We start from the raw sequence: 23,890 nt of genomic DNA on the forward strand, positions 1-23,890 counted from the left end.
GTACGAAGTGAACGGTGACGCACGACCGGCCTGTCCCTAGCGTATGAGCCCATCACATCCCCGCCGGGGGCACAGCGCGGTGAACGGCGGGCCCCTTCAGTGCCGATACCCGTGCCGTTACGGAAGGCCCAAGCCGATGATCCGTGTGCGCTCACTTGTCGCTGTTTTGTCAGCGATCCTCCTGATACCGGCGGTCGCCGGCTGTGGTTCGGACGGCGACGACGAACCGAAGAACGTGTCCGCGAAGACCGCCGCCCTCGGCACCATCACGCCAGGCGTGATCAAGGTGGCCGTCCAGCCGTACGCGCCCTACACCAGCGTCCAGGGCGACAGGATCGTCGGCCTGGACGGCGACATCCTCGCCCACGCGGCCAAGAAGCTCGGCCTTGAGGTCAAGCCCCAGGTGACGGACTTCGCGGGCATGCTCGCCGGGGTGCAGTCCCGCCGGGTGGACATCACCATCGGCGGTGTCGCCTGGTCCGCCGACCGGCAGAAACAGGGCCTGTTCACCGACCCGCCCTACTACTCGCCGCCGGCGATGGCCGTACGGTCCGGCAAGACGTACAAGACGGTCGACGACCTGAAGGGTCTGCAGCTCGGCACGGTCGAGGGGTACGTCTGGGTCAAGTCCATCCAGGCCGTACCCGACGCCAAGCTGCACGCCTACCCCGACGCCAACGGCGTGTTCGACGACCTCGGCGCGGGCCGTGTGGACGTCGGCTTCCTCGACCCACTGATCATCATCGCGGCACAGAAGGAACGCCCGGACCTGAAGATCGACACCCAGTACATGACGCCGCCGACCGCCGCACAGGTCAAGGCGAAGCCGGCCTACGAGTACTTCCAGCCGTACCAGACCGGCTTCTACCTGCCCAAGAAGGCCACCAAGCTGGAGAAGGCCATCTCCGCGCAGATCGACGCCATGTACGAGAACGGTGAGCTGGAGAGGCTCGTCAAGAAGTACGGCGGCGACCCCGAGCAGTTCCTCAAGCCCTCCGCCGACGTCGCCACCGCGCGCCGGGGAGTGGACCGGCCCCAGGACTGGACGCCCCCGTCCATCGCGCAGTGAGGGGATGAACAGTGACGACCGACATCGCCTCCGGCCTCTTCCAGGTCCCCTGGTCCGAATACCGGCCCGACCTCCTCGACGCGCTCTGGCGCACCGTCTCCTACACGGCGGTGAGCTTCGTCGGGGCGGTGCTCCTCGGCCTGGCCGTGGCACTGCTGCGGCTGAGCAAGGCGTGGCCCGCCCGGGCCGTCGCCGCCGTCTACACCGAGGTCTTCAAGAACGTCCCGCTGCTGGCCATCATCTTCCTGACCTACTTCGGCCTGGCCTCGGCCGGGCTGCGGCTGGACGTGTTCACGGCCGGCTGTGTGAGCCTCGTCGTCTTCTACGCCGCCTACCTGTCCGAGATCTTCCGCTCCGCGATCAGCGGCGTACACGCCGGACAGACCGAGGCGGGCGAGGCGCTCGGCCTCGGCAGGACCGGCATCTTCAGCCACATCGTCCTGCCACAGGCACTGAGGCAGGCGCTGCCCGGCACCAACACCATGCTGGTCGACCTGCTGAAGTCCACCTCGCTGCTCGTCACCGTGTCCGCCGCCGAGCTGATGTCCGAGGGACGGCTCATCACGTCGGCCACCTTCCGGGCACTGGAGGTCTACCTGGTCATCTCGGCCATCTACTTCGCCCTCTGCTACCCGCTCTCCCAGCTCCTCCTGCTGCTGGAGCGGAAGGTACGGGCGGGCGTCCCGCTGTCCCCGTGGCGCCGGCGCCGGATGCGGGCGGCCCGCACCCTGCTCGCGAGCGACCTCGTCGTGGACGCCGACCGGAAGGAGGCGACGGTATGACCGAGCCCGTCACCACCACGAAGACCAACGAGACCACGAAGACCAACGAGACCACGAAGACCACCAAGGCCACCGAGACCGCGTCGGCGTCCCCGCCTCCCGAGGCGGTCGTACGGATCGACGGGCTGAGCAAGTCCTTCGACGGCCGCCTCGTGCTCGACGACGTCCACCTGGAGGTCGGCCGCGGCCGCATCGTGAGCGTCATCGGCCAGAGCGGCGGCGGCAAGACGACCCTGATGCGCTGCGTCAACCTCCTCGAACGGCCGGACAGGGGCACGGTCGAGGTCGCCGGAGAGGTCGTGCACCAGGGCGGCCGTACGGTCTGCCGCGACCTGGCCCGGCTGCGCCGCACCGTCGGCATGGTCTTCCAGCGGTTCCATCTGTTCCCGCACCTCACGGCCGTCGAGAACGTCGTCCTCGCCCAGCGCAAGGCGGGCATCCCCGAACAGGAGGCGCTGGAACGGGCCGTCGCCCTGCTGCGTCGCGTCAAGGTCGCCCACCGTGCCCTCGCCCACCCCGACCAGCTCTCCGGCGGCGAGCAGCAGCGCGTCGCCATCGCCCGGGCCCTCGCGCTCAAGCCCGAGGTGCTCCTCTTCGACGAACCCACGTCCTCCCTGGACCCGGAGGCCACCCGGGAGGTCCTGAGCGTGATGCGCGAACTCGCCGCGGACGGGATGACCATGCTGCTGGTCACCCACGAACTGCCCTTCGCCCGCGAGGTGGCCGACCACGTCGTCTTCGTCGACGGCGGCCGGATCGTGGAGGAGGGCAGGCCCGAGGACGTCCTCGACAGCCCCGCCCAGGCCCGTACCCGGGAGTTCCTCGCCTCGTACGGAACCGCGTCATGACCGGTGCGTCCACCGCGGCCGGTACGACGGGACCGGTCGGCGACCACCCCGTCGTGGTCGTCGGAGGCGGCGTCGTCGGGCTGTGCACGGCGTACTACCTGGCCGTGTCCGGTGTCCCCGTGGAGGTCGTCGAGCGGCGCGGCCTCGGCTCCGGGGTGTCCCGGGGCAACGCCGGATGGGTCTGCCTCAGCCATTCGACGCCGGTGCCCGCCCCGGGGGTCGTGCGCTACGCGTTGCGTTCGCTGGGCCGGCCGGACTCGCCGCTCTATCTGCGGCCGCTGCCGGACCCGGCGTTCGTGCGGTGGCTGTGGCGGTTCTGGCGCAGCAGCACACCGGCCGCCTTCCGGCGCGGCTACGCGGCGATCGCCGAGCTGAACCAGGACACGTTCGACCTCTTCGACGGCCTGCGCGAGGCCGGCGTCGACACGACGCTGACCCGGCCCGGCATGGTCCACGCGTTCCTGTCACCGACCGAGGCACGGCACCATCTCGCGGTCCAGCGGGAGATGGCCGACGGCCGCTATCCGATGCCCGACGACGTGACCACGGGTCGTGAGGCGCGGCTGCTGGACGACGCGCTGTCGTCCCGGGTGCGGGCGGCCTACCTCGTCGAGGGTGAGGGAGTGGTCGACCCGGAGGCGTTCGCCCGTGCGCTGGGGGAGGCGTTGGCGACCCTGGGCGTGAAGGTCCATGAGAACGCGGAGGCGACCGGGTTCCGGTCCTCGGGCGGGCGGGTCACCGCCCTGCGCACCGCACAGGGCGAGATCCCCTGCTCGGCCGTCGTGGTGGCGGCCGGGATGCGTTCGCCGGGTCTGCTGCGTGACCTGGGCAGTCCGCTGCCCCTCCAGGCGGGCAAGGGCTACAGCTTCTCCGTGGACCTGGATCCGGCGCCCCGGCACACGCTGTACTTCGGCGAGCGCAGGGCTGTCGCCTCGCCGATCGGCGGGACCACGCGGATCGGCGGCACGATGGAGTTGAGCGGGAACAACAACCGCCTCGACTGGCGTCGCATTGTGGCTGTCGCCCTCGCGAGCCGCCACTATCTCGGGCGCTGGTTCGACGATCCGGACGATCTGGTCAGCCTGATCCGGGATCCCTGGGTCGGCGGGCGGCCCTTCCTTCCCGACGGGCTTCCGGTGATCGACCGTGTGCCGGGCCACGAGAACGCCTTCGCGGCCACCGGGCACGGGATGCTCGGGGTCACGCTCGGGCCGGTCACGGGGCACCGGCTCGCCGAGTACATCCGCTCGGGGCGGAGGCCCGAAGCCCTCGCGCCGTTCCGGTTCGATCGGCTCCTCCCCTGAGCCGCCGTACCTCGGACCGGGTGGTTGCCTAGGCCGCGGGTCGGCGCGGGGTGCCGTGCCGGCCCGCGGAGCCCCTTTTTGGGCTCCGCCCCACACCGGCCGGTTTGTTGGCCGCGGGCCGGTGGGGGGCCGGTCGCGCAGTTCCCCGCGCCCCTAAAAGGGGCGCCCCCCGCCGAGTACGTGGAGGGGCGCCCCCGAGCCGTCAGGCCCCTTCCGTCAGGACCTTTTCCAGGGAGCCCAGGGCTGTCCGGAGTTCCTCTCCCGTGATGGTCAGTGGGGGAGCGAGGCGGATTGTCGAGCCGTGGGTGTCCTTCACGAGGACTCCCTCTCGCATGAGGCGTTCGCTGATCTCGCGGCCGGTGCCGATGGCGGGGTCGACGTCGACGCCCGCCCACAGGCCGCGTGACCGGAAGCCCTGGACGCCCTTGCCGACGAGGGACGTCAGACCACCGCGCAGTACAACGCCCAACTCCGCGGCCCTGCGCTGGTATTCGCCGGTCTCCAGCAGTTCCACGACGGCCGAGCCGACCGCCGCGGCCAGGGGGTTGCCGCCGAACGTCGATCCGTGTTCGCCGGGGCGCAGCACCTGGAGCACGTCGCGTCGGGCCACCACCGCGGAGACCGGGACGATGCCGCCGCCGAGCGCCTTGCCGAGCAGCAGCATGTCCGGGACGACGTCCTCGTGCTCGACGGCCAGCGTGCGTCCCGTACGGCCGAGGCCCGACTGGATCTCGTCCGCGATGAACAGGCATCCGGTGCGCCGGGTCAGTTCGCGGACGCCGCGGAGATAGCCGTCGTCGGGGATGACGACACCCGCCTCGCCCTGGATCGGCTCGATCAGGACGGCCGCGGTCGTCTCGTCGACCGCCGCTTCGAGCGCGGCGAGGTCGTTGTACGGGACCACGCGGAAGCCCGGCGTGAAGGGACCGAAACCCGCGCGGGCCGTCTCGTCGGTGGAGAAGCTGACGATGGTCGTCGTACGGCCGTGGAAGTTGTCCGCGGCCACGACGATGGTCGCCTGGTCCGGCGCCACACCCTTCACCTCGTACGCCCACTTGCGGGCCACCTTGATGGCGCTCTCCACGGCCTCGGCGCCCGTGTTCATCGGCAGCACCATGTCCAGGCCCGTCAACTCGGCCAGGGACTCGGCGAACCGGGCCAGCCGGTCGTTGTGGAAGGCACGCGAGGTGAGCGTCAGCTGGTCGAGCTGCCGGTGTGCCGCCTCGATCAGCGCCGGGTGGCGGTGCCCGAAGTTGAGGGCCGAGTAGCCGGCCAGCATGTCGAGGTAGCGGCGGCCCTCGACGTCCTCCACCCAGGCGCCCTCGGCGCGCGCGACGACCACGGGCAGCGGGTGGTAGTTGTGCGCGAGGACGGGCTCCTCGGCGCGGATCAGCTCGGCGGACGAACGCACGGAACGGCTGGGAGCGACGGTCATGAGCGGATCTCCTGGGTGCAGCACTTGATGCCGCCGCCGGCCTTCTGGAACTCGGACAGGTCGACGGGGACGGGAACATAGCCGTGGCGGGCGAGCTCGCCCGCGAGCGCCTCGGCGCGCGGCGCGATGAAGACATGACGTCCGTCCGAGACGGAGTTCAGCCCGAACACCATCGCGTCCTCGTGCGTGGCGATCACCGCGTCCGGGAACAGCAGGCGGAGCACCTCACGGCTGCCGGGGGAGAAGGCCTCCGGGTAGTACGCGATGTTCGCCTCGGGGCCGTCGTCGAGCACGAACAGCGCGGTGTCGAGGTGGTAGAAGCGCGGGTCCACCAACGTGAGGCTGACCGTCGGGACGCCGAAGAACTCCTGCACCTCGTGGTGGGCGGCCCGTTCCGTACGGAATCCGGTGCCGGCCAGGAGATGGCGGCCGGTGAAGACCAGGTCGCCCTCGCCCTCGCACACCGTCTCGGGGCGGTAGACGTCGAAGCCCGCGTTCTTGAACCACGTCTCGTACGCGGTCGACTCCGGGCGGCGCTGCGGCGCGTGGAAGAGCGAGCCGAAGACCCGCCCGGCCACGACCAGCGCCGAGTTCGCGGCGAAGACCATGTCCGGCAGACCGGCGACCGGTTCCACACTGTCGACGGTGTGACCGTGGGCGCGGTAGGCGCGGATCAGCTCCGCCCACTGTCCTCGGGCCAGATCGACGTCGACCTGTGTGTCCTCATGCATCCAGGGATTGATGGCGTACTGCACGGCGAAGTGTCTGGGTTCGCAGACAAGGAAGCGCCTCGATCGCGGCACACGGCTCATGGGCACAGAGGGGTTCCTCCGCTTTCCTGCGGTGTTGGGTGGGATACCTCAACGGTAGGAAGCGGAGGCCGGTCTCGACAAGAATCGGGGATTGCGCGCCACCGCAGGGATGCTGCGTGTTCGGGCCGGTCGACGCACGATTGCTGCGTGGGTGGTCCGGAGGGGACTCACTCCCGCTGTCCGGGTCGGGAAACGCTCACGCCCCCGGTTCCGGGGCGGGCTGGCTCGCCCCCGCCTCCGGGCTCTCCGGCAGCAGATGGGACAGCACCATGTAGCTGATCGTCTTGCGGATGAACGGCTCCACCCGGATCCGCTCCAGCACCTCCTCGAAGTGCTCCACGTCCCGGGCCCGCACATGCAGCAGCGCGTCCGCGCCGCCGGTCACCGTCATGGCGGCGGTGATCTCGGGATGGTTGCGCATCACCTCCGCGAGCCGCCGCGGCGGGGCGGCGCCCTCGCAGTACACCTCCACGTACGCCTCCGTACGCCAGCCCAGCGCGGCCGGCTCCACCGTCGCCGAGAACCCGGTGATCACGCCGGTCTCGCGCATCCGGTCGACCCGGCGCTTGACCGCGGTGGCGGAAAGACCGACCGCCGCGCCGATCTCGGCGAAGCTCGTGCGGGCGTTCGCCATCAGAGCCGTCACGATCTTGCGGTCGAGATCGTCGAAGGGGGCGGACGTGGGTGTCATGCGGGCACTGTATCCAGCGGCGACGACCTGGCCCGCCGCATGTGCAGGCGTGCGAATTGCTCCTACACTCCGGGTTCATGCTGCGCGCCCTCGCCGTCGACGACGAACCGCCCTCCCTCGAAGAGCTGCTCTATCTGCTGGACGCCGATCCACGGGTGAGCAGCGTCGAGGGCGCGAGCGATGCCACGGCGGCCCTGCGCCGGATCAACCGCGCCCTGGAGAGCGGCCCCGACGGCGACGAGGGCATCGACGTCGTCTTCCTCGACATCCACATGCCGGGCCTCGACGGGCTCGACATGGCACGGCTGCTCGCCGGGTTCGCCAAACCACCGCTCGTCGTCTTCGTCACCGCGCACGAGGGCTTCGCCGTGCAGGCCTTCGACCTCAAGGCCGTCGACTACGTCCTGAAGCCCGTGCGCAGGGAGCGGCTGGCCGAGGCCGTCCGCCGGGCCGTCGAGCAGATGGACGCGGCCCCGCTGATACCCGTGCACGAACCCGACCCGGACCACATATCCGTCGAGCTCGGGGGAGTCACCCGCTTCGTCGCCGTGGAGGACATCACCCACGTCGAGGCCCAGGGGGACTACGCGCGGCTGCACACCGCCCAGGGCAGCCATCTCGTCCGCATCCCGCTCTCCACCCTCGAGGAACGCTGGCGCTCCCGCGGCTTCGTCCGCATCCACCGCCGCCATCTCGTCTCCCTCGGCCACATCAGCGAACTCCGCCTGGACGCGGGTACCGTGAGCGTCCTGGTCGAATCGGTCGAACTGCAGGTCAGCCGCCGTCACGCACGCGAACTGCGCGACCTGCTGATGCGCCGGACCGCGAGCTGAGGAGACCCAGGTGCCCCAGGAACCCACCGACCGCCGTGTCGTCGTCACCGGCCCGCCGCGCCGTACGCGCCCGCTGAGCCGCTCCCGGCCGCGCACCGAGATCGACGAGCAGACCACGCTCGGGCACACCTACGTCCGCTCGCTGATGCGCTCCCAGCTGCGCGCCGCGCTCACCGTGTTCGCCGTGCTCGTCCTCCTCGTGGGCCCGCTGCCGCTGGTGTTCGCCTCGATGGGCGACAGTTCGAGCCTGGAATGGATCGTGCTCGGCTTCTGCGTCTATCCGCCGCTGGTGCTGCTCGCCCGCTGGTACGTGCGCCGCGCCGACCGCAACGAGAAGGACTTCGTCCGCCTCGTCGAGGACCGCTAGCCCACGACCGAGACCGAGACCGTGACGGAGACCGAGCCCGAGAACCGCTGAGCCCAGGACGAGAGCACCGCGTGAGCGAGAACAGCCCGTGAGCGAGAGCAGCCCGTGAACGAGAACTACGCCGTCCCCGCGGTCGCGCTCGTGGTCGTCGCGACCGTCTTCGTCGGCGCCTTCGGCCTGCGCATCTCCCGCACCACCTCGGACTTCTACGTGGCCTCGCGCACGGTCGGCCCCCGGCTGAACGCGGCCGCCATCAGCGGCGAGTACCTCTCCGCCGCCTCCTTCCTCGGCATCGCGGGCCTCGTCCTCGTCCAGGGCCCCGACATGCTCTGGTACCCGGTCGGCTACACCGCCGGCTATCTCGTCCTGCTGCTCTTCGTCGCGGCCCCGCTGCGCCGCTCCGGGGCCTACACCCTGCCCGACTTCGCCGAGGCACGGCTCGCCTCACAGGCCGTACGGCGACTGGCCGGAGCCTTCGTCGTCGGCGTCGGCTGGCTCTACCTCCTGCCCCAGCTCCAGGGCGCGGGGCTGACGTTGAACGTCCTGACCGGAGCGTCCAAGCCGCTCGGCGGCATCATCGTCGCCGTCGTCGTGGTCGCCACCGTCGCCGCGGGCGGCATGCGCAGCATCACCTTCGTGCAGGCCTTCCAGTACTGGCTCAAGCTCACCGCGCTGCTCGTCCCCGCGCTCTTCCTCGTCCTCGCCTGGCAGGGCGACGGAGCCCCGGACCGGCCCTTCGACGAACCGGCCACGTTCCGCGAGCACCGGGTCGTCCGCATCGACGCCGGACTCGACCTCAAACTCGGCGAACCACTGAGCGTCACCGCGACGGGCACGGTCGACGGCGAGCGCTACGAGGACGAACGGGTCCGGCTCCCGGCCGGCGTCCACCGCATCGAACAGGGCACCCGGCTGACCTTCACCAAGGGCGACCCGGTCCCCGTCGCGGACCGCGGCAGCAACGGCGGCATGTCCACCTCCCTCGCAGCCGGCCGCGAGGAACGCCCTCTGTACGCCACGTACGGACTGATCCTCGCCACCTTCCTCGGCACCATGGGACTGCCGCACGTCGTCGTCCGCTTCTACACCAGCCCCCACGGCGTCGCCGCCCGCCGCACCACCGTCGCCGTGCTCGGCCTGATCGGCGCCTTCTATCTGCTGCCGCCGGTCTACGGAGCGCTGGGACGCCTGTACGCGCCCGAGCTGACCCTCACAGGGGACGCGGACGCCGCCGTACTGCTGCTGCCCGACCGGGTGATCGGCGGGCTCGGCGGGGACCTGCTGGGTGCGCTGGTGGCGGGCGGCGCCTTCGCCGCGTTCCTGTCCACGGCGTCGGGCCTGACCATGGCGGTGGCGGGCGTGCTCACCCAGGACGTGCTGCCCTCGCGCGGCGTACGGCACTTCCGGCTCGGCACGGTCCTCGCGATGATCGTGCCGCTCGCGGCCAGCTCGATCGTCGGCGGACTGCCGGTCGCGGACGCAGTGGGGCTCGCCTTCGCGGTGTCCGCCTCGTCCTTCTGCCCGTTGCTCGTCCTCGGCATCTGGTGGCACCGGCTCACCCCGCCCGGCGCCGCGGCCGGGATGATCGTCGGCGGCGGCTCGGCGCTGCTCGCGGTCGCCGCCACCATGGCGGGCTTCCCGGGCACGGGCTCGCTGCACGCGCTTCTCGCCTGGCCCGCACTCTGGTCGGTGCCCCTGGGCTTCCTCACGATGATGCTGGTGTCCCTCGCGACACCCGGGCGGGTGCCGGTCGGAACGGCCGCGATCCTCGCCCGCTTCCATCTGCCGGAGGAACTCGCCGGGGGACAGGTACGCACGGAGGTCAAGGCATGAACGGTTTCCTGGCCGGGCTGTGCGTGGCCGTACTCCCGCTGCTGGCCGCCGGGTTCTGGCTCGGCCGGCGCACCTCCCGCCCGTCGAGCCTCGGCGGCCTCGGCACCCCCGTCGAGCACGCCACCTTCGAGACCCTGCACACCGCGTCGCTCGCCGCCCCGCCGCTGCGGGCCGGACTGACCGGGGAGACGGCCCGCAAGTCGGCGCGACGGCTGCGCACCCTGCTCGGCACCGACGCGCTCTGCCTCACCGACCAGGACACGGTCCTCGCCTGGGAGGGCGTCGGCGAACACCACCGGGACCAGATCATGGAGCGGCTCGGCGGCCCCCTGGAGACAGGCCGCGGCGAGGCCTTCCGCCTCGACTGCGACGAGCCGTACTGCCCGCTGCGCTGGGCCGTCGTCGCCCCGCTCACCGTCGACGACCGGGTGCACGGGGCGCTGGTCGCCTGCGCGCCCCGCGAGTCGGCCGTGCTCGTCCGGGCCACCGGCGAGGTGGCCCGCTGGGTCTCGGTCCAGCTGGAACTCGCCGACCTCGACCAGTCCCGCACCCGCCTGATCGAGGCCGAGATCAAGGCGTTGCGGGCCCAGATATCCCCGCACTTCATCTTCAACTCGCTCGCGGTGATCGCCTCGTTCGTCCGCACGGACCCCGAGCGGGCCCGCGAACTCCTCCTGGAATTCGCCGACTTCACCCGCTACTCGTTCCGCAGACACGGCGACTTCACCACGCTCGCCGACGAACTGCACGCCATCGACCACTACTTGGCGCTGGTCAGGGCCCGCTTCGGCGAGCGGCTCTCGGTCACCCTGCAGATCGCCCCCGAGGTACTCCCGGTCACCCTGCCCTTCCTCTGCCTCCAGCCGCTCGTCGAGAACGCCGTGAAGCACGGCCTCGAAGGCGGCACCGGGAAGGTCGACAAGAGCCGCATCACCATCACCGCGCAGGACGCGGGCGCCGAGGCACTCGTCGTCATCGAGGACGACGGACCCGGCATGGACCCCGACCGCCTGCGCCGCATCCTGTCCGGCGAGGTCAGTCCCTCGGGCGGCATCGGCCTGTCGAACGTCGACGACCGGCTGCGGCAGGTGTACGGCGACGACTACGGCCTCGTCATCGAGACCGCACTCGGAGCGGGCATGAAAATCACCGCCCGGCTGCCAAAATACCAGCCGGGCGTGCACTCGGCGGGACACCTGCCCCGCGAATGAGTCCCCCGGGCACAGAACTGCCGAAGCTGCCCGGGGGACGAGGCGCAGAGTGCGTCAGGTGGGGCGCGACACCACCATGGCCAGCGTGATCAGACCGAGCACGACCCAGCCGAACCACAGCCAGCCGCTGCTCCCGAGCGCCACCGTGTAGGCCGTGACCACTACCAGTCCGCCTACGGTGAGCACTCCCATGGTCTTCGTAGAACCGGGCATCGCAACACCCTCCTCATGGTTCGTCCCTCTCCATGGTGCCCCGGTCTTGGCGAATTGCAGTGCACACTACGAAACGCGTTCCCGAGTTCCACCCGCTGTTACCCACCCAGGCAGCGGCCTCGTAGACGCTGGGGTCGTAGCCGTAGTCCTGCGGCGGGATCTCTTTCTGGCAGGTTTCGGGCGCTTTGTCGTGTGCGTCGTCGAGCCTGGTACCCGGAGGCATGCGGAAGAAGTCGAGCACCTGCTGCTCATGGGGGCCGTCGCAGGAGACCAGCTTGGCGCGGTTGCCGGAAACCTTGTCGAGGCAGTCCCGTTTCTGCATGGTGGCCGTGTCCTTGAAGAGCGTGCCCGGTTTGCGATGGTCCCCGAGCGGGCCGTACACGGGATAGCCGCGTGCATCCAGCAGCAGACAGGCGACGCGACGGCCGGCGGCATCGAAGCCGTCGGTCGTCGGGACAGCGGCAAAGGAGCGGATGTCCGCCAGCTTCCTACGGGTCTCCCCGGTGCGCTGCTCGCACTGGACGGCCCCTCCCGTACGGGCCTCCTCGGCGGAGCCGGTCTCGAACACCGCCAGGACCTGCCCCTCGGTGTTCCCGCTGTCGCAGCCCACGACCTTGAGCGCGGGCTCGCCCGAGAAGGGCGTGCCGGGCCATTCGGCGTCCACGCAGTCCCCGTCCTTGAGCGGGTCGGCGAGCCCGACGACCTCTCCGTACGGTTTCCCGGCGCCCTTGCCCGGCAGGTACGCCATCGCGTACCAGGTTCCGCCGCCCGCCAGGGCCAGCCCCAGCGCGGTCGCCAGTACGGCCTTCAGGACGCGGTGGCGCGGGCGGCGCCTGCTGGTGGTGGCGGGGGGAGGCCCGAATCCCTGCCCCGTAGGCCACGGGGAGTGCCCCTGGCCGGGCGGCGGCCAGGTGGCGGGGTTCCCCTGCCCGGGCGCCACCGAGGACTCCTGCGCGGCCGACGGCGCGTACCACTGTGAGCCGTTCGCGTGGCTCTGTGACGCCCTGGGCGCCTCCGGGACACGGGGTGCGGCCGTATGGGTGGGCCCCTTCGCCCAGGGCGGCTCCGAGCCGGGGTCGATCTGGGTCCGGGGATGCGACTGCGGCGTCAGGATCGCGGACAGTGCGCCCTCGGCCTCCTCCGCGGTGATCCGGTGGACGGGGTTCTTGGTGAGCATGGCGGCCAGGAGCGATTCCAGCGCGCCCGCGCGCAGCGTCGGACGAGGCTCCTCCAGCACGACGGCGGTGAGCGCCGCGAGCCCCGAGTCGCGGTCGAAGGGGCCGTAGCCCTCGACGGCGTAGTAGAGCGTGCAGCCCAGCGAGAACAGGTCGGCCGCCGCGGTGGGCGGCCCGCCCTGGGCCCGCTCGGGCGCCAGGTAACCGGCGGTGCCCACCAGTACCGAGGTCTGCGTGTACCGCGTCTCGCCGCCGTCGGGCTGCACGGAGATGCCGTAGTCCGTGAGCAGGACCCGGGCGTACGGCGACCCGGCGCGGTCCGGGGCCAGCAGGATGTTGGCGGGCTTCACGTCACGGTGCATGACGCCCCGCTCGTGCCCGGCGGTCAGCGCGTCGAGCACGGCGAGTCCGACGCGGGCGCACTCGGCGGGAGCCAGCGGCCCGCGCTGGGTGACCAGGGCGTGCAGGTCGAGCGCGCCCGGCACGTACTCCATGACGATCCAGGGCAGGCCCTCGTGCTCCAGGACGTCGTGCACGGTCACCACATGCGGGTGGCCGCGCAGCCCCGCGGCGTGCCGGGCCTCGGCACGGGCCCGGGCGACCCTGGCCGAGCGGTCGCCGTCCTCGCCCGGGCTGCGGAACACGATCTCCTTGAGCGCGACCTCGCACGCCAGTCGCTGGTCGTGGGCGAGCCAGACATGTCCCATGCCGCCGCTGCCCAGCCGGTTCAGCAGAAGGTACCGGCCGGCGATGACCCGGCCGACTCCCGACTGCGGTGATCCTGATGCCATCCGGTCACTCCCGGGGTTCGGCTCTGGGGGGCTCACGCCGGACCGACAGCGGGCTCGCCCGGAGCCGGCGCACTGGACGAGCCGGGTTCGCTCGACGCGGGTTCACTGGTCGCCGGCTCGCTCCGCGTGGGTTCGGCGGACGTGGGCCCCGCGGACGTGGGGTCGGTGGAGGTCGGCTCGACGGTGGGCGGCGCGCTCGACGCGGTGGGGGTGGTCGGGACGGCCGTCGTGGGTTCGCTCGACGTGGGTTCGCCGGTGGTGGGCCGGTCGGTGGTGGGTTCGCTCGACGTCGGGCCGCCCGTGTCCGGGTCGTCCGTGGTGGGTTCGCCCGACGTCGGGCCGTCAGTGGTCGGCCCGTCCGTGGTCGGTTCCTCGGTGCTCGGCCCACCCGATGTCGGGTCGTCCGATGTCGGGCCGTCCGTGCTCGGCCCGTCGGACGTGTCCGACTTCGGAGGCGTACCCGGTTCCTCGCCGTCGTCGGCGACGCTCAGGGCCACCGCCTCCCCGAACCGCAACTCGGTCCCCGGCCCCGGATCGGAGCCCGTCACCGCCGCGTCCCCCGAAGGGAGTCCGTCCGAGAACGTCGCCGCCAGCCCGAGCTCGGACAGCCGCTGACTGGCCTGGTCGAAGGTCATCCCCGTCACGCGCGGCACCGCGTGCTGCTTCGTCGCGTCGAACGCCCTGTCCTTCTCGCCCGAGCTGCCGACGGGGCGGTTGATGCCCCGGTCCGGGTCGTCCACGTCGACCAGGGCGATCCGCTCCAGCGGCCGGGGCGCGGGCTTGATGGTCACCACGTCGGACTTCTCGTAGCCGTCCCACTTTTTGTTGCCGTCCTCGAACGTGACCGAGATCTTCTCGGGATCCTTGTCGAAGGACTGCAACGGATTTCCGCACGAGCACTTCACGGCGGGAAGTCCCTGGTCGTTCACCAATACCGCGATCCCCGCCTCCAGCAATGAGTCGAAGGCGACAGCCTTGCCCTTTTTGTAGTCGTGGTTCTTCACGAGAGTGTCGTGACGCAGCAGAACGGGTGTGAGGCCGTCGATGTACCCCTCGATCCGATCAGGCGTAATGCCCACGATGCGGGCCCATTCCCGGGCCTTTTGACGGTTCCTGGGATCGGTGAGGAAATCCTTGAGACGGTCGACGTCACAGACCTTGGACTTCTGCGTACCCCCGTACAGACCAGGGGTGTTGCCCTGCTGCAGGCCGCTGTGCGGTTGCTCCGGCCTGAGCTTCGTCTCGTCGGTGCCGAGCGAGCCGTCCTCTTCGAAAAAAGGTGCGAGTGACGGCACTCCGGCGGCGACGGCCTTCACCGCGAACAGGCGTTGTTCCGTGCATCCGCTGAGGATCACCGCAGCGGCGAGCAGTACGGCAAGCCTTCGGACCACGGTTTTTCCAGTCCTCAGCAAGCATGCGTGAATTGTCATGACCGCTCCCCCCAGCGGATCCCCCGTAACCCTGCAGAGCGGAAGCAGGGCGTCACGCATCATGCTACTGAATGGAAAAGCCTTTCAGTCAAGGGGAATTCTTAGTGTGTACGGAGTGACCGAAAGGGGAAAAGGGGCTCAGTGACCGCGTGCGTTGAGTGAGGCCAGATAGGCGTTGTACGCCTCGAGTTCCTTGTCGCCGTCACGGTCGGCGGCCCGGTCCGCGCGCCGCGCCTGCCGCTCCTCGGAGCGGTGCCACTGGAAGAGCAGCGCGAGGAGCACGAGCACGGACGGGATCTCGCTGAACGCCCAGGCGATACCACCCGCCGCGGTCTGGTCGGCGAGCGCGTCGATGCCGAGCGAGGCGGGCGGGTTCTTGTACGTCTCGACCATCGGCTCGGACGCCATCATCAGCGCGATACCGAAGAACGCGTGGAACGGCATGCCCGCGAACAGCTCCAGCATCCGCATCAGATAGCCGGGCCGGTGCGGGCCGGGGTCGACGCCCATGATCGGCCAGAAGAACACCAGACCGACGGCGAGGAAGTGGCACATCATCGCGACGTGGCCGGTCTTGGAGTCCATCAGGAAGTCGAAGATCGGGGTGAAGTACAGCGCGTACAGGCTCGCGATGAACAGCGGGATCGTGAACGCCGGATGCGTGACGACCTTCATGAACCGGCTGTGCAGAAACATCAGGAGCACTTCGCGCGGCCCCTTGCGGTCGCGGCCGGCCGTCGGCAGCGCGCGCAGGGCGAGCGTGATGGGCGCGCCGAGCAGGATGAGGATCGGCGACAGCATGCTGATCACCATGTGCTGCACCATGTGCACGCTGAACATGACCATGCCGTAGTCGTTGAGCCCGGTGCACAGCACGAGCATGACGCTCAGGACGCCGACGACGAACGACACGGTCCGCCCGACCGGCCAGGCGTCACCACGCCGGACCAGCCGCACCACACCCCACCCGTACAGCGCGAGCCCCAGCAGGCAGGCCACGAGGAAGAACGGGTCCGGTGACCACTGAAGTCCCCGCCCCAGCGTGAACGGCGGCAGATCCATCATCATGCCGGGCCCGCTGTGATCCATCCGCCGGCTCCTGTTTCGTACTGGTTGCACTGTCTGTCCGCACCCAGACTAGAACTGCCCCCGGCCGCGTTGGCGACCGGGGGCACTCCTTCAGGGGCGCGGGGAACTGCGCGACAAGCCACGACGAACCCGCAGCCGCCCAACCACCTACAGAACGCACTCCGCCTCGGCGTACCGCTCGTCCGGGACGGTCTTCAGCGTCTCCACGGCCTCCGCCAGCGACACCATCACGATGTCGGTCCCCCGGAGAGCCGTCATCTTCCCGAACTCCCCCCGGTGCACGGCCTCCACCGCATGCCACCCGAACCGGGTCGCGAGCACCCGGTCGTACGCGGTGGGCGTACCCCCGCGCTGAACGTGCCCGAGGATCACCGGACGGGCCTCCTTGCCGAGGCGCTCCTCCAGCTCGATGGAGAGCTGCCGGGCGATGCCCGCGAAGCGCTCGTGGCCGTAGACGTCCTTGCGGCCCTCGTCGTAACTCATCGTGCCCTCGCGAGGCTTCGCACCCTCCGCGGCCACGACGATCGCGAACCTCTTCCCGGCCGAGAACCGCTCGCCGACCTTCTGGGCCAACTCCTCGATGTCGAAGGGCCGTTCCGGCACGACGATCGCGTGGGCACCCGCGGCCATGCCGGAGTGCAGGGCGATCCAGCCGGTGTGGCGGCCCATGACCTCGACGATCAGGACGCGCTGGTGGGACTCGGCGGTGGTCTTCAGCCGGTCCAGCGCCTCGGTCGCGACACCGACGGCCGTGTCGAAGCCGAAGGTGACGTCCGTGACCGCGATGTCGTTGTCGATGGTCTTCGGCACGCCGACGATCGGCAGGCCGCCGTCCGACAGGAGACGGGCCGCCTTGAGCGTGCCCTCGCCGCCGATCGGGATGATCGCGTCGAGCCCGAGCTCCTCGACATGCCCCCTGGCCCGCTCCACACCGTCACGCAGATGCGCCGGCTGGACACGGGAGGAACCGAGCATGGTGCCGCCGCGAGCCAGGATGCCGCTCACCGCGTCGAGGTCGAGCTTGAGGTAGTCGCACTCCAGGAGGCCTTTCCAGCCGTCACGGAAGCCGATGACCTCGTCGCCGTGGTCGACGACGGCACGGTGTACGACGGACCGGATGACGGCGTTCAGGCCGGGGCAGTCGCCGCCGGACGTGAGGACACCAATGCGCATAGCCCGAAATACCTTCTCAACGTGGGCCGGGAACCGGACCACGCTGTCCGGCGGGACGCCGCCACCCTACCGGCGGCAGGGGGCGGGTCCGCATCGTGCGTCCGCCTGCTGGACGTCCCCGCACAGGTGAGCGGACGTCCTGCCAGACGGGCTGCGGCCGGGAGGTCAGGCGGGCTGCTGAGCAGCCGCGATGCGCTCCGAGCGCAGCGCCTCGTACCAGCGGTCGTCGATCGGCGGCAGCGCGTTGACGTCGAGGGCCAGCTTCAGCAGCAGGTCCGCGATCAGCGGGTTGCGGGCGAGCACGGGCCCGTGCATGTACGTGCCGAAGACCGTGTCGTTGTACGCGCCCTCCGTGCCGTCGCCCGTGCCGTTGCCCTTGCCGAGCCGCACGTTCGCGAACGGGCGGGCCGTGGGGCCGAGGTGCGTGATGCCCTGGTGGTTCTCGAAGCCGGTGAGCGGAGGCAGACCCAGACGCGCGTCGATGTCGCCCAGCACGTCACCGACGCACCGCTCGCCCTCGCCGCGCGTGGAGACCACGTCGAGCAGGCCGAGACCCGACTCGCGCTGACCGAGGTCGTTGATGAACTCGTGGCCGAGGATCTGGTAGCCGGCGCAGACCGAGAAGACGATCGCGCCGTTGCCGACCGCGCGGTGCAGACCGCCGTCGCGGCGCAGCCGCTCGGCCGCGAGCCGCTGCGGCCGGTCCTCGCCGCCGCCGATGAGGTAGATGTCACCGGAGGTGGGGATCGCCTGGTCGCTGCGTACGTCGAGACGGGCCACGTCCAGACCGCGCTGCCGGGCCCGGCGCTCGACGACGAGGGCGTTGCCCTGGTCGCCGTACGTGCTCAGCAGGTCCGGGTAGATCCACACCAGCCGCAGGCTGTTGTCACTCATTCTCTTGGTCCTCCGGGGTTCAGTTGCCGACACGACGCCGCAGGTCCTGGAAGGCGGTGTAGTTCGCGACGACCTCGATGCGTCCGGGCGGTGCCATCTGCACGGCCTGGTCGAGGTTCTCGCAGACCTGGAACTGCTGGCCCGCAACCTCGAGGCGGACGGCCAGGTCCAGCTTCCGGTCGCCGAGCACGAAGATCGGGTGGCCGGTCAGCTGCGTGTAGTCGACGTCCCACAGCCAGGAGGTGTCGGTGCCGTCGGCGCCGCGCGCGTTCACCGAAAGGATCACCGGCGTCGGCGGCGGGTCGATCAGGGAGAACGTCTCCAGCCAGCCCGCCGGGTTCTTGGCGAGCAGCAGGCGAAGGTCGCGCTGCATGAACTGGACGACGTCGTAGCGGCCTGCCACCGCCTGCACCTGGTACATGCGTTCCAGGGCGACCTGCGGAGGCACGCCGAAGACGGCGGCGACGGCGGCCGACGACGCGGCGTTCGCCTTGTTGGCGCGTCCCGGCAGCTGGAGGTGGATCGGCCAGGCGGAACCGTGCGGGTCGAGGACGTGGTCGCCGGAGAGCGCCCAACTCGGCGTGGGACGGCGGAAACCGCAGTCGCCGCAGAACCAGTCGTCACCGGGGCGCTGCATCACACCGCCACAGGACGGGCAGGACCAGGCGTCGTCCTTCCACATCTGACCGGCGGCCACCCACACCACGTTCGGCGAGGAGGACGCGGCCCATACGACCAGCGGGTCGTCCGCGTTGGCCACGACGACGGCCTTCGAGCCCGCCAGGCCCTCACGCCAGTGCTCGGCCATCATGCGGGTCTCGGCCGCGCGGTCGAGCTGGTCGCGGGAGAGGTTGAGCAGGGCGATGCACTTGGGATCCGTGTCCCGCGCCACACCGGAGAGGTACTTCTCGTCCACCTCGATGACCGCGTACCGCGATTCCGAGCCGCCGGCCAGCGCGGACGTGATGCCGGCGGGCATGTTCGCCCCCAGCGCGTTCGAGACGACGGGGCCCGCCGCGCGCAGCGCCTCCGCGATCAGACGCGTCGTGGTGGTCTTCCCGTTGGTGGCCGACACCAGGATGACGTCCAGGTGCTGGGCCAGACTGGCCAGCAGGTCGGGGTCGAGTTTGAGCGCCACCCGGCCGCCGATCACCGATCCGCTGCCACGGCCCGCGGCGCGTGATGCCGCTGCGACCGCCTTGCCCGCCGTCACGGCCAGCTTGGCCCGCGGCGACAGCGGGTCCGAGTTGCCTGCCATCAGTTCCCGATCCTCCTTGCGTACGGCGCCGCGCACTGCTCCCGGCAACGTGTGGCCCTCAGCCTATCGAGATCCACTCACCGGCCCGAATCGCGGCACCACCGCGGCACCCGCGCGACATTGAGGACCGTACCCTTGCCGCCATGCGACACGGCTCGATCCCGGGCGCCCGAGGGCGCGTCCTTCCTCTGTCTTTGCTCGGCGACCCCGTGTTGCACACACGGTGTGAAGAAGTCACGGAGTTCGGGCCCCAACTGGCGCGGCTCGTCGAGAACATGTTCTCGACGATGTACGCGGCGCAGGGTGTCGGTCTTGCCGCGAATCAGGTCGGAGAATCGTTGCGGGTCTTCGTATACGACTGCCCTGATGACGAGGAGCGGCGGCATGTGGGGCATGTGGTGAACCCACGGCTCGTCGAGGCGGACGGGCTGGTGCTGCGGGGGCCCGAGGGGTGTCTGTCTCTGCCGGGGCTGGAGGCGGGGACCGAGCGGTACGACCACGCCGTGGTGGAGGGGGTCACCGTGGATGGTGAACCCGTGCGGATTCATGGCACCGGGTGGTTCGCCCGGTGCCTTCAGCACGAGTGCGATCACCTTGACGGTGGGCTGTATGTGGATCGGGTTCGTGGGTGGCGTCGCCGGAGGGTGATGTGGCAGGCGGGGCGGGCCTCTTGGGGGCGTTGAGGGTCGGCAGGCGACTGCGAGTGCGTCGTGGCTTGTCGCGCAGTTCCCCGCGCCCCTCAAGGGGCGCGGGGAACTGCGCGATCGGCCCCCACCGGCCCGCGGTAAACGAACCGCACATCCAGAACGAACCGCACATTCAGCGGAACGCTAGAACGCCGGGCCGCCCAGCTTGTCGCCCGCCGCTGCCAGGCGGCCCCACAGGAGGTCGGCCAGGGCTCGGACCAACTCCGCGCGGGCGCAGGGGCGTTCGCCGAGCCACCAGTCGCCTGCGGCGTGCATCATGCCGACGATGCCGTGGCCCCAGACGCGGGCGAGCTGCTGGCTGTCCGGGCCGAGGTCGACGCGCTCCTCGATGACCTCGGCGAGCTCCTCGCCCATGCGGCGCAGCAGGGGAGCGGAATGCTGCCCGGCGTCGAAGCCCTGGTCGCTCTGCGGGCCGCCCTCCGACGGATGCATCAGGAAGCGGTACACCTGCGGGCGTGCCTCGATCGCCGCGAGGTACGTGTCGAGCGTGGCCTCCACGCGTTCCCGGCGCTCGGCCGGTGCGTCCAGGGCCGCGCGCAGCGCTCCGAGGAGGGCGTCCGTGTGCCGCTTGGCGAGAGCCGCGTACAGTCCACTCTTGTCGCCGAAGTGGCGGTACAGAATCGGCTTGGTGATGCCCGCCTCCGCCGCGATGGCGTTCATCGACGCACTGGGGCCGTCGCGGAGCACCACCCGGTCGGCGGCCTCCAGCAGCTCGCGCCGTCGGCGGTCGGCGGACCTCTGCTGATCGGTCCGCTGCGTGGTGTCCATGTGCTCTCCCCACCCGTGCTTATTCGGTGACGCCTGCGCAACGTAACACCCGCACAGGATTCTGCCTCGAACGGGCTGCCGAGCGGGAACGGGGAGTTGACATTTCCTACCCGCCGGTAACAAGCTACCGTTACCGCAAGTAACACGTGAGTGCAGCGCTGGAGGGGACATGGCCGAGTTCACCATGGAGCTCAACGACGAACAGAAGGAGGTCCGGGACTGGATCCACGGGTTCGCCGCTGACGTCATCCGCCCCGCGGCCGCCGAGTGGGACGAGCGCGAGGAGACTCCCTGGCCGGTCATCCAGGAGGCCGCGAAGGTCGGCATCTACTCCCTGGACTTCTACGCCCAGCAGTACTTCGACCCCACCGGCCTCGGCATACCCATGGCGATGGAGGAGCTGTTCTGGGGCGACGCGGGCATAGCCCTGTCGATCGTCGGCACCGGCCTCGCCGCCGTGGGTGTCCTCGCCAACGGCACCGAGGAGCAGATCGGTACCTGGATCCCCCAGATGTACGGCGATGCCAACGATGTCAAGGTCGCCGCCTTCTGCTCCTCCGAGCCCGACGCCGGGTCCGATGTCGCCTCGATGCGTACGCGTGCCGTGTACGACGAGGCCAAGGACGAGTGGGTTCTCAACGGTACGAAGACCTGGGCGACCAACGGCGGTATCGCCAACGTCCATGTCGTGGTCGCGGTGATCGACTCCGAGCTGGGCTCCAAGGGCCACGCCTCGTTCATCATTCCGCCGAACACGCCCGGTCTGTCGCAGGGCCAGAAGTTCAAGAAGCACGGCATCCGCGCCTCGCACACCGCCGAGGTCGTCCTGGAGGACGTGCGCGTTCCCGGTTCCTGCCTGCTCGGCGGCAAGGAGAAGCTCGACGAGCGCCTCGCCCGCGCCCGTGAGCGGGCCAAGGCCGGCGGCGGCGAGCGGCTGAAGAACGCGGCGATGGCCACGTTCGAGGCGTCCCGCCCGGCCGTCGGTGCCATGGCGGTCGGCACCGCCCGGGCCGCTTACGAGGTCGCCCTCGACTACGCCAAGACGCGTTCGCAGTTCGGCCGCCCGATCATCGACAACCAGGGTGTGGCCTTCCAGCTGGCCGATATGCGTACGTCCATCGACGCGGCGCGGCTGCTCGTGTGGCGGGCGTCCTGGATGGCCGTGAACGGGAAGCAGTTCACCTCGGCCGAGGGCTCGATGTCGAAGCTGTTCGCCAGCGAGACGGCGAAGAAGGTCACCGGGCAGGCGATCCAGATCCTGGGCGGCAACGGCTACACCCGGGAGTACCCGGTCGAGCGGATGCACCGCGATGCGGCCATTTACACGATCTTCGAGGGCACGAGCGAGATCCAGCGGTTGGTGATTGCTCGGACTCTGTCGGGGATGCCGATTCGGTAGCGGGCGGCTGCGGGCGCGTCGTGGCTGGTCGCGCAGTTCTCCGCGCCTCTGATGGGGCGCCCCTGCTCAGCGGTGTTTCAAAGGTGTGAGCTGCTCGATGTCGTACCTCGAACGCAGCTCCTCGATTGCCTCGTGGTCCGGCGGCCCGCCCGCGTCCAAGATCTTCAGCAGCTCCTCGAAGTACCGCTCGTGATCCGGTGGCGGGGACGCCTGGAAGAACATCTTGGCCGGATTTCCCGTGGGATTGGCGAACGCGTGCGGGCAACCGGGCGGTACGACGATCACCGTGCCCGGTGTCGCCCGTACCACCTGGTTGCCCGAACCCGACTGCCAGCGCTGCCAGTTGTCGGGCGTGCGGACGAGGGGCTCGAAGGCGAGCACGTCCAGCTCGCCCTCGAGCACGTAGAACAGCTCCTCGCTGCGCGAGTGGACGTGCGCGCCGACGTCGAAGCCCGGCGGGACGACCACCTCGAAGCTGGAAGCCGTCCGGGAGTGCGTGCCGGTCACCTTGAAGGTCACGTGCTGGGCCGGGGTACGGACCGTACGACCCTGACCGGGGGGGACCAGCAGGCCTTCGGGCGGCGGCATGAGCGCGGTCACCAGGTGACGGGCAGGGCCTCGGGCCCGCGGATCAGCGCGCCGCGCCGCCACGGCACCTCGTCCTCCGAGACCGACAGACGCAGCGTCGGGATCCGGTCGAGGAGCGTGTTCACGATCAGCTCCTGTTCCATGCGCGCCAGCATGCCGCCCACGCAGTAGTGCGGGCCGTGCCCGAACGCCAGGTGCGGGTTGGAGCCGCGCTCGAAGTCGATCCGGTCGGGGTCCGGGAAGACCTCCGGGTCACGGTTGGCGGCCAGGTACGAGACATAGATCGGGTCGCCCTTGCTGATCCGTACGCCTCTGAGTACCACGTCCTCCGTGGCGATGCGGGACAGGCCGACGGCGTTGCGGTGCGGGATGTACCGCAGCAGTTCGTCGAGGGCCTGCGGGCGCAGCTCCGGTTCGTCGCGCAGCCGGTCGAACAGGGCGGGCCGGGTGAGGAGGACGTAGAGCATCTGGCCCGTGTTGTTCGTCACGGCCTCGCCGCCGATCTGGATCGGGCCCGCGAGCGCCATCGCCTCCTCCTCGGTGATGTCGCCCCGGCCCACCGCCGCGCCCAGCAGCGAGGTCACGTCCTCACCGGTGGCGCCGCGCCGCTCGGCGATCAGCTTGGCGAAGTACGCCTCCATGTCCCGCTTGGCCTGCTCGCTGACCTTCGCCCCCTGGGAGGAGGAGAGGATCGCCTGCGTCCACGTGTGGAGCGTGTGCCGGTCGGTGGCCGGGACGCCCATGAGCTCGCAGATGACGGTGATCGGGAACGGGGCCAGGACACGGTCGATGAGGTCGGCGGGCGGTCCGTCCCGCAGCATCTCGTCCACCATCCCCTCGAGCGTCTTCTGCGCGTTGGCGCGCAGCCGCTCGATGCCGCGCGTGGTGAACGCGGTGTTCACCGCTCTGCGCAGCCGGGAGTGGTCGGGCTTGTCGACGAAGTTCATCGCGCTCGCCTGCGGGATGAAGTGCGGTGCCAGCCGGGTGACTTCGCGGCCGATCACCTCCGCGCGGCTGAACCGGGGGTCGTTCGTGACCAGCCGTACGTCCTCGTAGCGCGTGACCAGCCAGGCCCAGCCCTCGCCGTTGGGCAGCTGGATCCGGTTGATGGGCCCCTCGCGCATCAGCTCGGACAGGACGGGGTCGAAGTCGACCCCCGTCAGGTCCAGGGCCGGCCAGTGCCGTACCGGGGGTGCCGCCGTCGTCTCTTCGCTCATGGT

General features: G+C 70.4%; 23 protein-coding genes. 10 read left to right on the forward strand and 13 right to left on the reverse strand.

What is annotated here, in order from left to right; all coding sequences use genetic code 11:
* Positions 1–166: 166 nt before the first annotated feature.
* The 4 genes from OG718_RS44390 to OG718_RS44405 are packed head-to-tail and all read left to right on the forward strand — an operon-like array spanning position 167 to position 4,003.
* On the forward strand, positions 167–1,069 hold the full coding sequence (locus tag OG718_RS44390) for a substrate-binding periplasmic protein (RefSeq protein WP_328846819.1): 903 nt from the start codon (positions 167–169) through the stop codon (positions 1,067–1,069).
* An 11-nt stretch (positions 1,070–1,080) separates the two neighbouring features.
* The gene (locus tag OG718_RS44395; RefSeq protein WP_143642967.1) at positions 1,081–1,851 is read left to right on the forward strand and encodes an amino acid ABC transporter permease; all 771 of its coding nucleotides are present in this window, start codon (positions 1,081–1,083) and stop codon (positions 1,849–1,851) included.
* On the forward strand, positions 1,848–2,699 hold the full coding sequence (locus OG718_RS44400) for an amino acid ABC transporter ATP-binding protein (protein WP_328846820.1): 852 nt from the start codon (positions 1,848–1,850) through the stop codon (positions 2,697–2,699). The genes OG718_RS44395 and OG718_RS44400 overlap by 4 nt, the downstream gene beginning before the upstream one ends.
* Positions 2,696–4,003, forward strand: a complete 1,308-nt coding sequence (locus tag OG718_RS44405) for an NAD(P)/FAD-dependent oxidoreductase (protein WP_260695708.1) — start codon at positions 2,696–2,698, stop codon at positions 4,001–4,003. Before OG718_RS44400 ends, OG718_RS44405 begins: the two co-directional genes overlap by 4 nt.
* Positions 4,004–4,205: 202 nt before the next feature.
* Here the strand turns inward: OG718_RS44405 and rocD are convergent, their stop codons facing one another.
* The 3 genes from rocD to OG718_RS44420 all read right to left on the reverse strand — a co-directional run bounded on the left by rocD (position 4,206) and on the right by OG718_RS44420 (position 6,941).
* Complete coding sequence (gene rocD / locus OG718_RS44410; protein WP_143642966.1) at positions 4,206–5,438, reverse strand: ornithine--oxo-acid transaminase; 1,233 nt, start codon at positions 5,436–5,438, stop codon at positions 4,206–4,208.
* Positions 5,435–6,256: a dimethylargininase gene (gene ddaH / locus OG718_RS44415; RefSeq protein ID WP_328846821.1), complete on the reverse strand. Its 822-nt coding sequence runs from the start codon at positions 6,254–6,256 to the stop codon at positions 5,435–5,437. Before ddaH ends, rocD begins: the two co-directional genes overlap by 4 nt.
* Positions 6,257–6,446: 190 nt before the next feature.
* Positions 6,447–6,941 (reverse strand): Lrp/AsnC family transcriptional regulator, encoded by a 495-nt coding sequence (locus OG718_RS44420; protein WP_143642964.1) that lies wholly within the window; start codon positions 6,939–6,941, stop codon positions 6,447–6,449.
* Positions 6,942–7,018: 77 nt separating this feature from the next.
* Here OG718_RS44420 and OG718_RS44425 point away from each other — a divergent pair, with 77 nt between their 5' ends.
* From OG718_RS44425 to OG718_RS44440, 4 genes are all read left to right on the forward strand, one after another.
* Positions 7,019–7,774: a LytR/AlgR family response regulator transcription factor gene (locus OG718_RS44425; RefSeq protein WP_143642963.1), complete on the forward strand. Its 756-nt coding sequence runs from the start codon at positions 7,019–7,021 to the stop codon at positions 7,772–7,774.
* 10 nt (positions 7,775–7,784) lie between these two features.
* Positions 7,785–8,141: a hypothetical protein gene (locus tag OG718_RS44430; RefSeq protein ID WP_143642962.1), complete on the forward strand. Its 357-nt coding sequence runs from the start codon at positions 7,785–7,787 to the stop codon at positions 8,139–8,141.
* A gap of 105 nt (positions 8,142–8,246) precedes the next feature.
* On the forward strand, positions 8,247–9,974 hold the full coding sequence (locus OG718_RS44435) for a sodium/solute symporter (RefSeq protein ID WP_143642961.1): 1,728 nt from the start codon (positions 8,247–8,249) through the stop codon (positions 9,972–9,974).
* Positions 9,971–11,185, forward strand: coding sequence for a sensor histidine kinase (locus tag OG718_RS44440; RefSeq protein WP_143642960.1), 1,215 nt, complete (start codon positions 9,971–9,973; stop codon positions 11,183–11,185). Before OG718_RS44435 ends, OG718_RS44440 begins: the two co-directional genes overlap by 4 nt.
* Before the next feature lie 54 nt (positions 11,186–11,239).
* Here OG718_RS44440 and OG718_RS44445 read toward each other — a convergent pair whose 3' ends face one another.
* From OG718_RS44445 to OG718_RS44475, 7 genes are all read right to left on the reverse strand, one after another.
* Positions 11,240–11,398 (reverse strand): hypothetical protein, encoded by a 159-nt coding sequence (locus OG718_RS44445; RefSeq protein ID WP_107102596.1) that lies wholly within the window; start codon positions 11,396–11,398, stop codon positions 11,240–11,242.
* Positions 11,399–11,411: 13 nt separating this feature from the next.
* Positions 11,412–13,364 (reverse strand): serine/threonine-protein kinase, encoded by a 1,953-nt coding sequence (locus tag OG718_RS44450; protein ID WP_328846822.1) that lies wholly within the window; start codon positions 13,362–13,364, stop codon positions 11,412–11,414.
* 32 nt (positions 13,365–13,396) lie between these two features.
* Positions 13,397–14,755 carry a DUF6777 domain-containing protein gene (locus OG718_RS44455; protein WP_328846823.1) on the reverse strand — a complete coding sequence of 453 codons (1,359 nt, stop codon included), beginning with the start codon at positions 14,753–14,755 and terminating at the stop codon, positions 13,397–13,399.
* A 177-nt stretch (positions 14,756–14,932) separates the two neighbouring features.
* Complete coding sequence (locus OG718_RS44460; protein ID WP_143642957.1) at positions 14,933–15,883, reverse strand: cytochrome c oxidase assembly protein; 951 nt, start codon at positions 15,881–15,883, stop codon at positions 14,933–14,935.
* A gap of 147 nt (positions 15,884–16,030) precedes the next feature.
* Complete coding sequence (locus tag OG718_RS44465; RefSeq protein WP_143642956.1) at positions 16,031–17,056, reverse strand: 6-phosphofructokinase; 1,026 nt, start codon at positions 17,054–17,056, stop codon at positions 16,031–16,033.
* 165 nt (positions 17,057–17,221) lie between these two features.
* Positions 17,222–17,950, reverse strand: a complete 729-nt coding sequence (locus OG718_RS44470) for a type 1 glutamine amidotransferase (RefSeq protein ID WP_143642955.1) — start codon at positions 17,948–17,950, stop codon at positions 17,222–17,224.
* A gap of 19 nt (positions 17,951–17,969) precedes the next feature.
* Positions 17,970–19,208: a MurT ligase domain-containing protein gene (locus tag OG718_RS44475; protein WP_055617072.1), complete on the reverse strand. Its 1,239-nt coding sequence runs from the start codon at positions 19,206–19,208 to the stop codon at positions 17,970–17,972.
* Between the two features lie 143 nt (positions 19,209–19,351).
* Between OG718_RS44475 and def the strand changes: the two genes are divergently transcribed.
* Positions 19,352–19,891 (forward strand): peptide deformylase, encoded by a 540-nt coding sequence (gene def / locus OG718_RS44480; RefSeq protein ID WP_143642953.1) that lies wholly within the window; start codon positions 19,352–19,354, stop codon positions 19,889–19,891.
* Between the two features lie 147 nt (positions 19,892–20,038).
* On the opposite strand, the gene OG718_RS44485 is transcribed toward def, so the two are convergent.
* Entirely contained in the window at positions 20,039–20,683 is a 645-nt protein-coding gene (locus OG718_RS44485; protein WP_143642952.1) for a TetR family transcriptional regulator, read from the reverse strand.
* A 169-nt stretch (positions 20,684–20,852) separates the two neighbouring features.
* On the opposite strand from OG718_RS44485, the gene OG718_RS44490 reads away from it, so the two are divergent.
* A complete protein-coding gene (locus OG718_RS44490) occupies positions 20,853–22,082 on the forward strand; it encodes an acyl-CoA dehydrogenase family protein (RefSeq protein WP_143642951.1) in 1,230 nt (409 codons plus the stop codon).
* A gap of 66 nt (positions 22,083–22,148) precedes the next feature.
* Here OG718_RS44490 and OG718_RS44495 read toward each other — a convergent pair whose 3' ends face one another.
* Together OG718_RS44495 and OG718_RS44500 are read right to left on the reverse strand one after the other, a co-directional pair.
* Complete coding sequence (locus tag OG718_RS44495) at positions 22,149–22,670, reverse strand: cupin domain-containing protein (protein ID WP_328846824.1); 522 nt, start codon at positions 22,668–22,670, stop codon at positions 22,149–22,151.
* Between the two features lie 8 nt (positions 22,671–22,678).
* Positions 22,679–23,887: a cytochrome P450 gene (locus OG718_RS44500; RefSeq protein WP_306941179.1), complete on the reverse strand. Its 1,209-nt coding sequence runs from the start codon at positions 23,885–23,887 to the stop codon at positions 22,679–22,681.
* Positions 23,888–23,890 lie beyond the last annotated feature (3 nt).

Source organism: Streptomyces sp. NBC_00258, assembly GCF_036182465.1.
Taxonomy (GTDB): Bacteria; Actinomycetota; Actinomycetes; order Streptomycetales; family Streptomycetaceae; genus Streptomyces.

Coding starts and splice junctions, on each gene's coding strand:
- OG718_RS44400 (WP_328846820.1), top strand. CDS start 1,848: ATGACCGAGCCCGTCACCACCACGAAGACCAACGAGACCACGAAGACC.
- OG718_RS44405 (WP_260695708.1), top strand. CDS start 2,696: ATGACCGGTGCGTCCACCGCGGCCGGTACGACGGGACCGGTCGGCGAC.
- rocD (WP_143642966.1), bottom strand. CDS start 5,438: ATGACCGTCGCTCCCAGCCGTTCCGTGCGTTCGTCCGCCGAGCTGATC.
- OG718_RS44420 (WP_143642964.1), bottom strand. CDS start 6,941: ATGACACCCACGTCCGCCCCCTTCGACGATCTCGACCGCAAGATCGTG.
- OG718_RS44425 (WP_143642963.1), top strand. CDS start 7,019: ATGCTGCGCGCCCTCGCCGTCGACGACGAACCGCCCTCCCTCGAAGAG.
- OG718_RS44440 (WP_143642960.1), top strand. CDS start 9,971: ATGAACGGTTTCCTGGCCGGGCTGTGCGTGGCCGTACTCCCGCTGCTG.
- OG718_RS44445 (WP_107102596.1), bottom strand. CDS start 11,398: ATGCCCGGTTCTACGAAGACCATGGGAGTGCTCACCGTAGGCGGACTG.
- OG718_RS44450 (WP_328846822.1), bottom strand. CDS start 13,364: ATGGCATCAGGATCACCGCAGTCGGGAGTCGGCCGGGTCATCGCCGGC.
- OG718_RS44460 (WP_143642957.1), bottom strand. CDS start 15,883: ATGGATCACAGCGGGCCCGGCATGATGATGGATCTGCCGCCGTTCACG.
- OG718_RS44465 (WP_143642956.1), bottom strand. CDS start 17,056: ATGCGCATTGGTGTCCTCACGTCCGGCGGCGACTGCCCCGGCCTGAAC.
- OG718_RS44470 (WP_143642955.1), bottom strand. CDS start 17,950: ATGAGTGACAACAGCCTGCGGCTGGTGTGGATCTACCCGGACCTGCTG.
- OG718_RS44475 (WP_055617072.1), bottom strand. CDS start 19,208: ATGGCAGGCAACTCGGACCCGCTGTCGCCGCGGGCCAAGCTGGCCGTG.
- def (WP_143642953.1), top strand. CDS start 19,352: ATGCGACACGGCTCGATCCCGGGCGCCCGAGGGCGCGTCCTTCCTCTG.
- OG718_RS44485 (WP_143642952.1), bottom strand. CDS start 20,683: ATGGACACCACGCAGCGGACCGATCAGCAGAGGTCCGCCGACCGCCGA.
- OG718_RS44490 (WP_143642951.1), top strand. CDS start 20,853: ATGGCCGAGTTCACCATGGAGCTCAACGACGAACAGAAGGAGGTCCGG.
- OG718_RS44495 (WP_328846824.1), bottom strand. CDS start 22,670: ATGCCGCCGCCCGAAGGCCTGCTGGTCCCCCCCGGTCAGGGTCGTACG.
- OG718_RS44500 (WP_306941179.1), bottom strand. CDS start 23,887: ATGAGCGAAGAGACGACGGCGGCACCCCCGGTACGGCACTGGCCGGCC.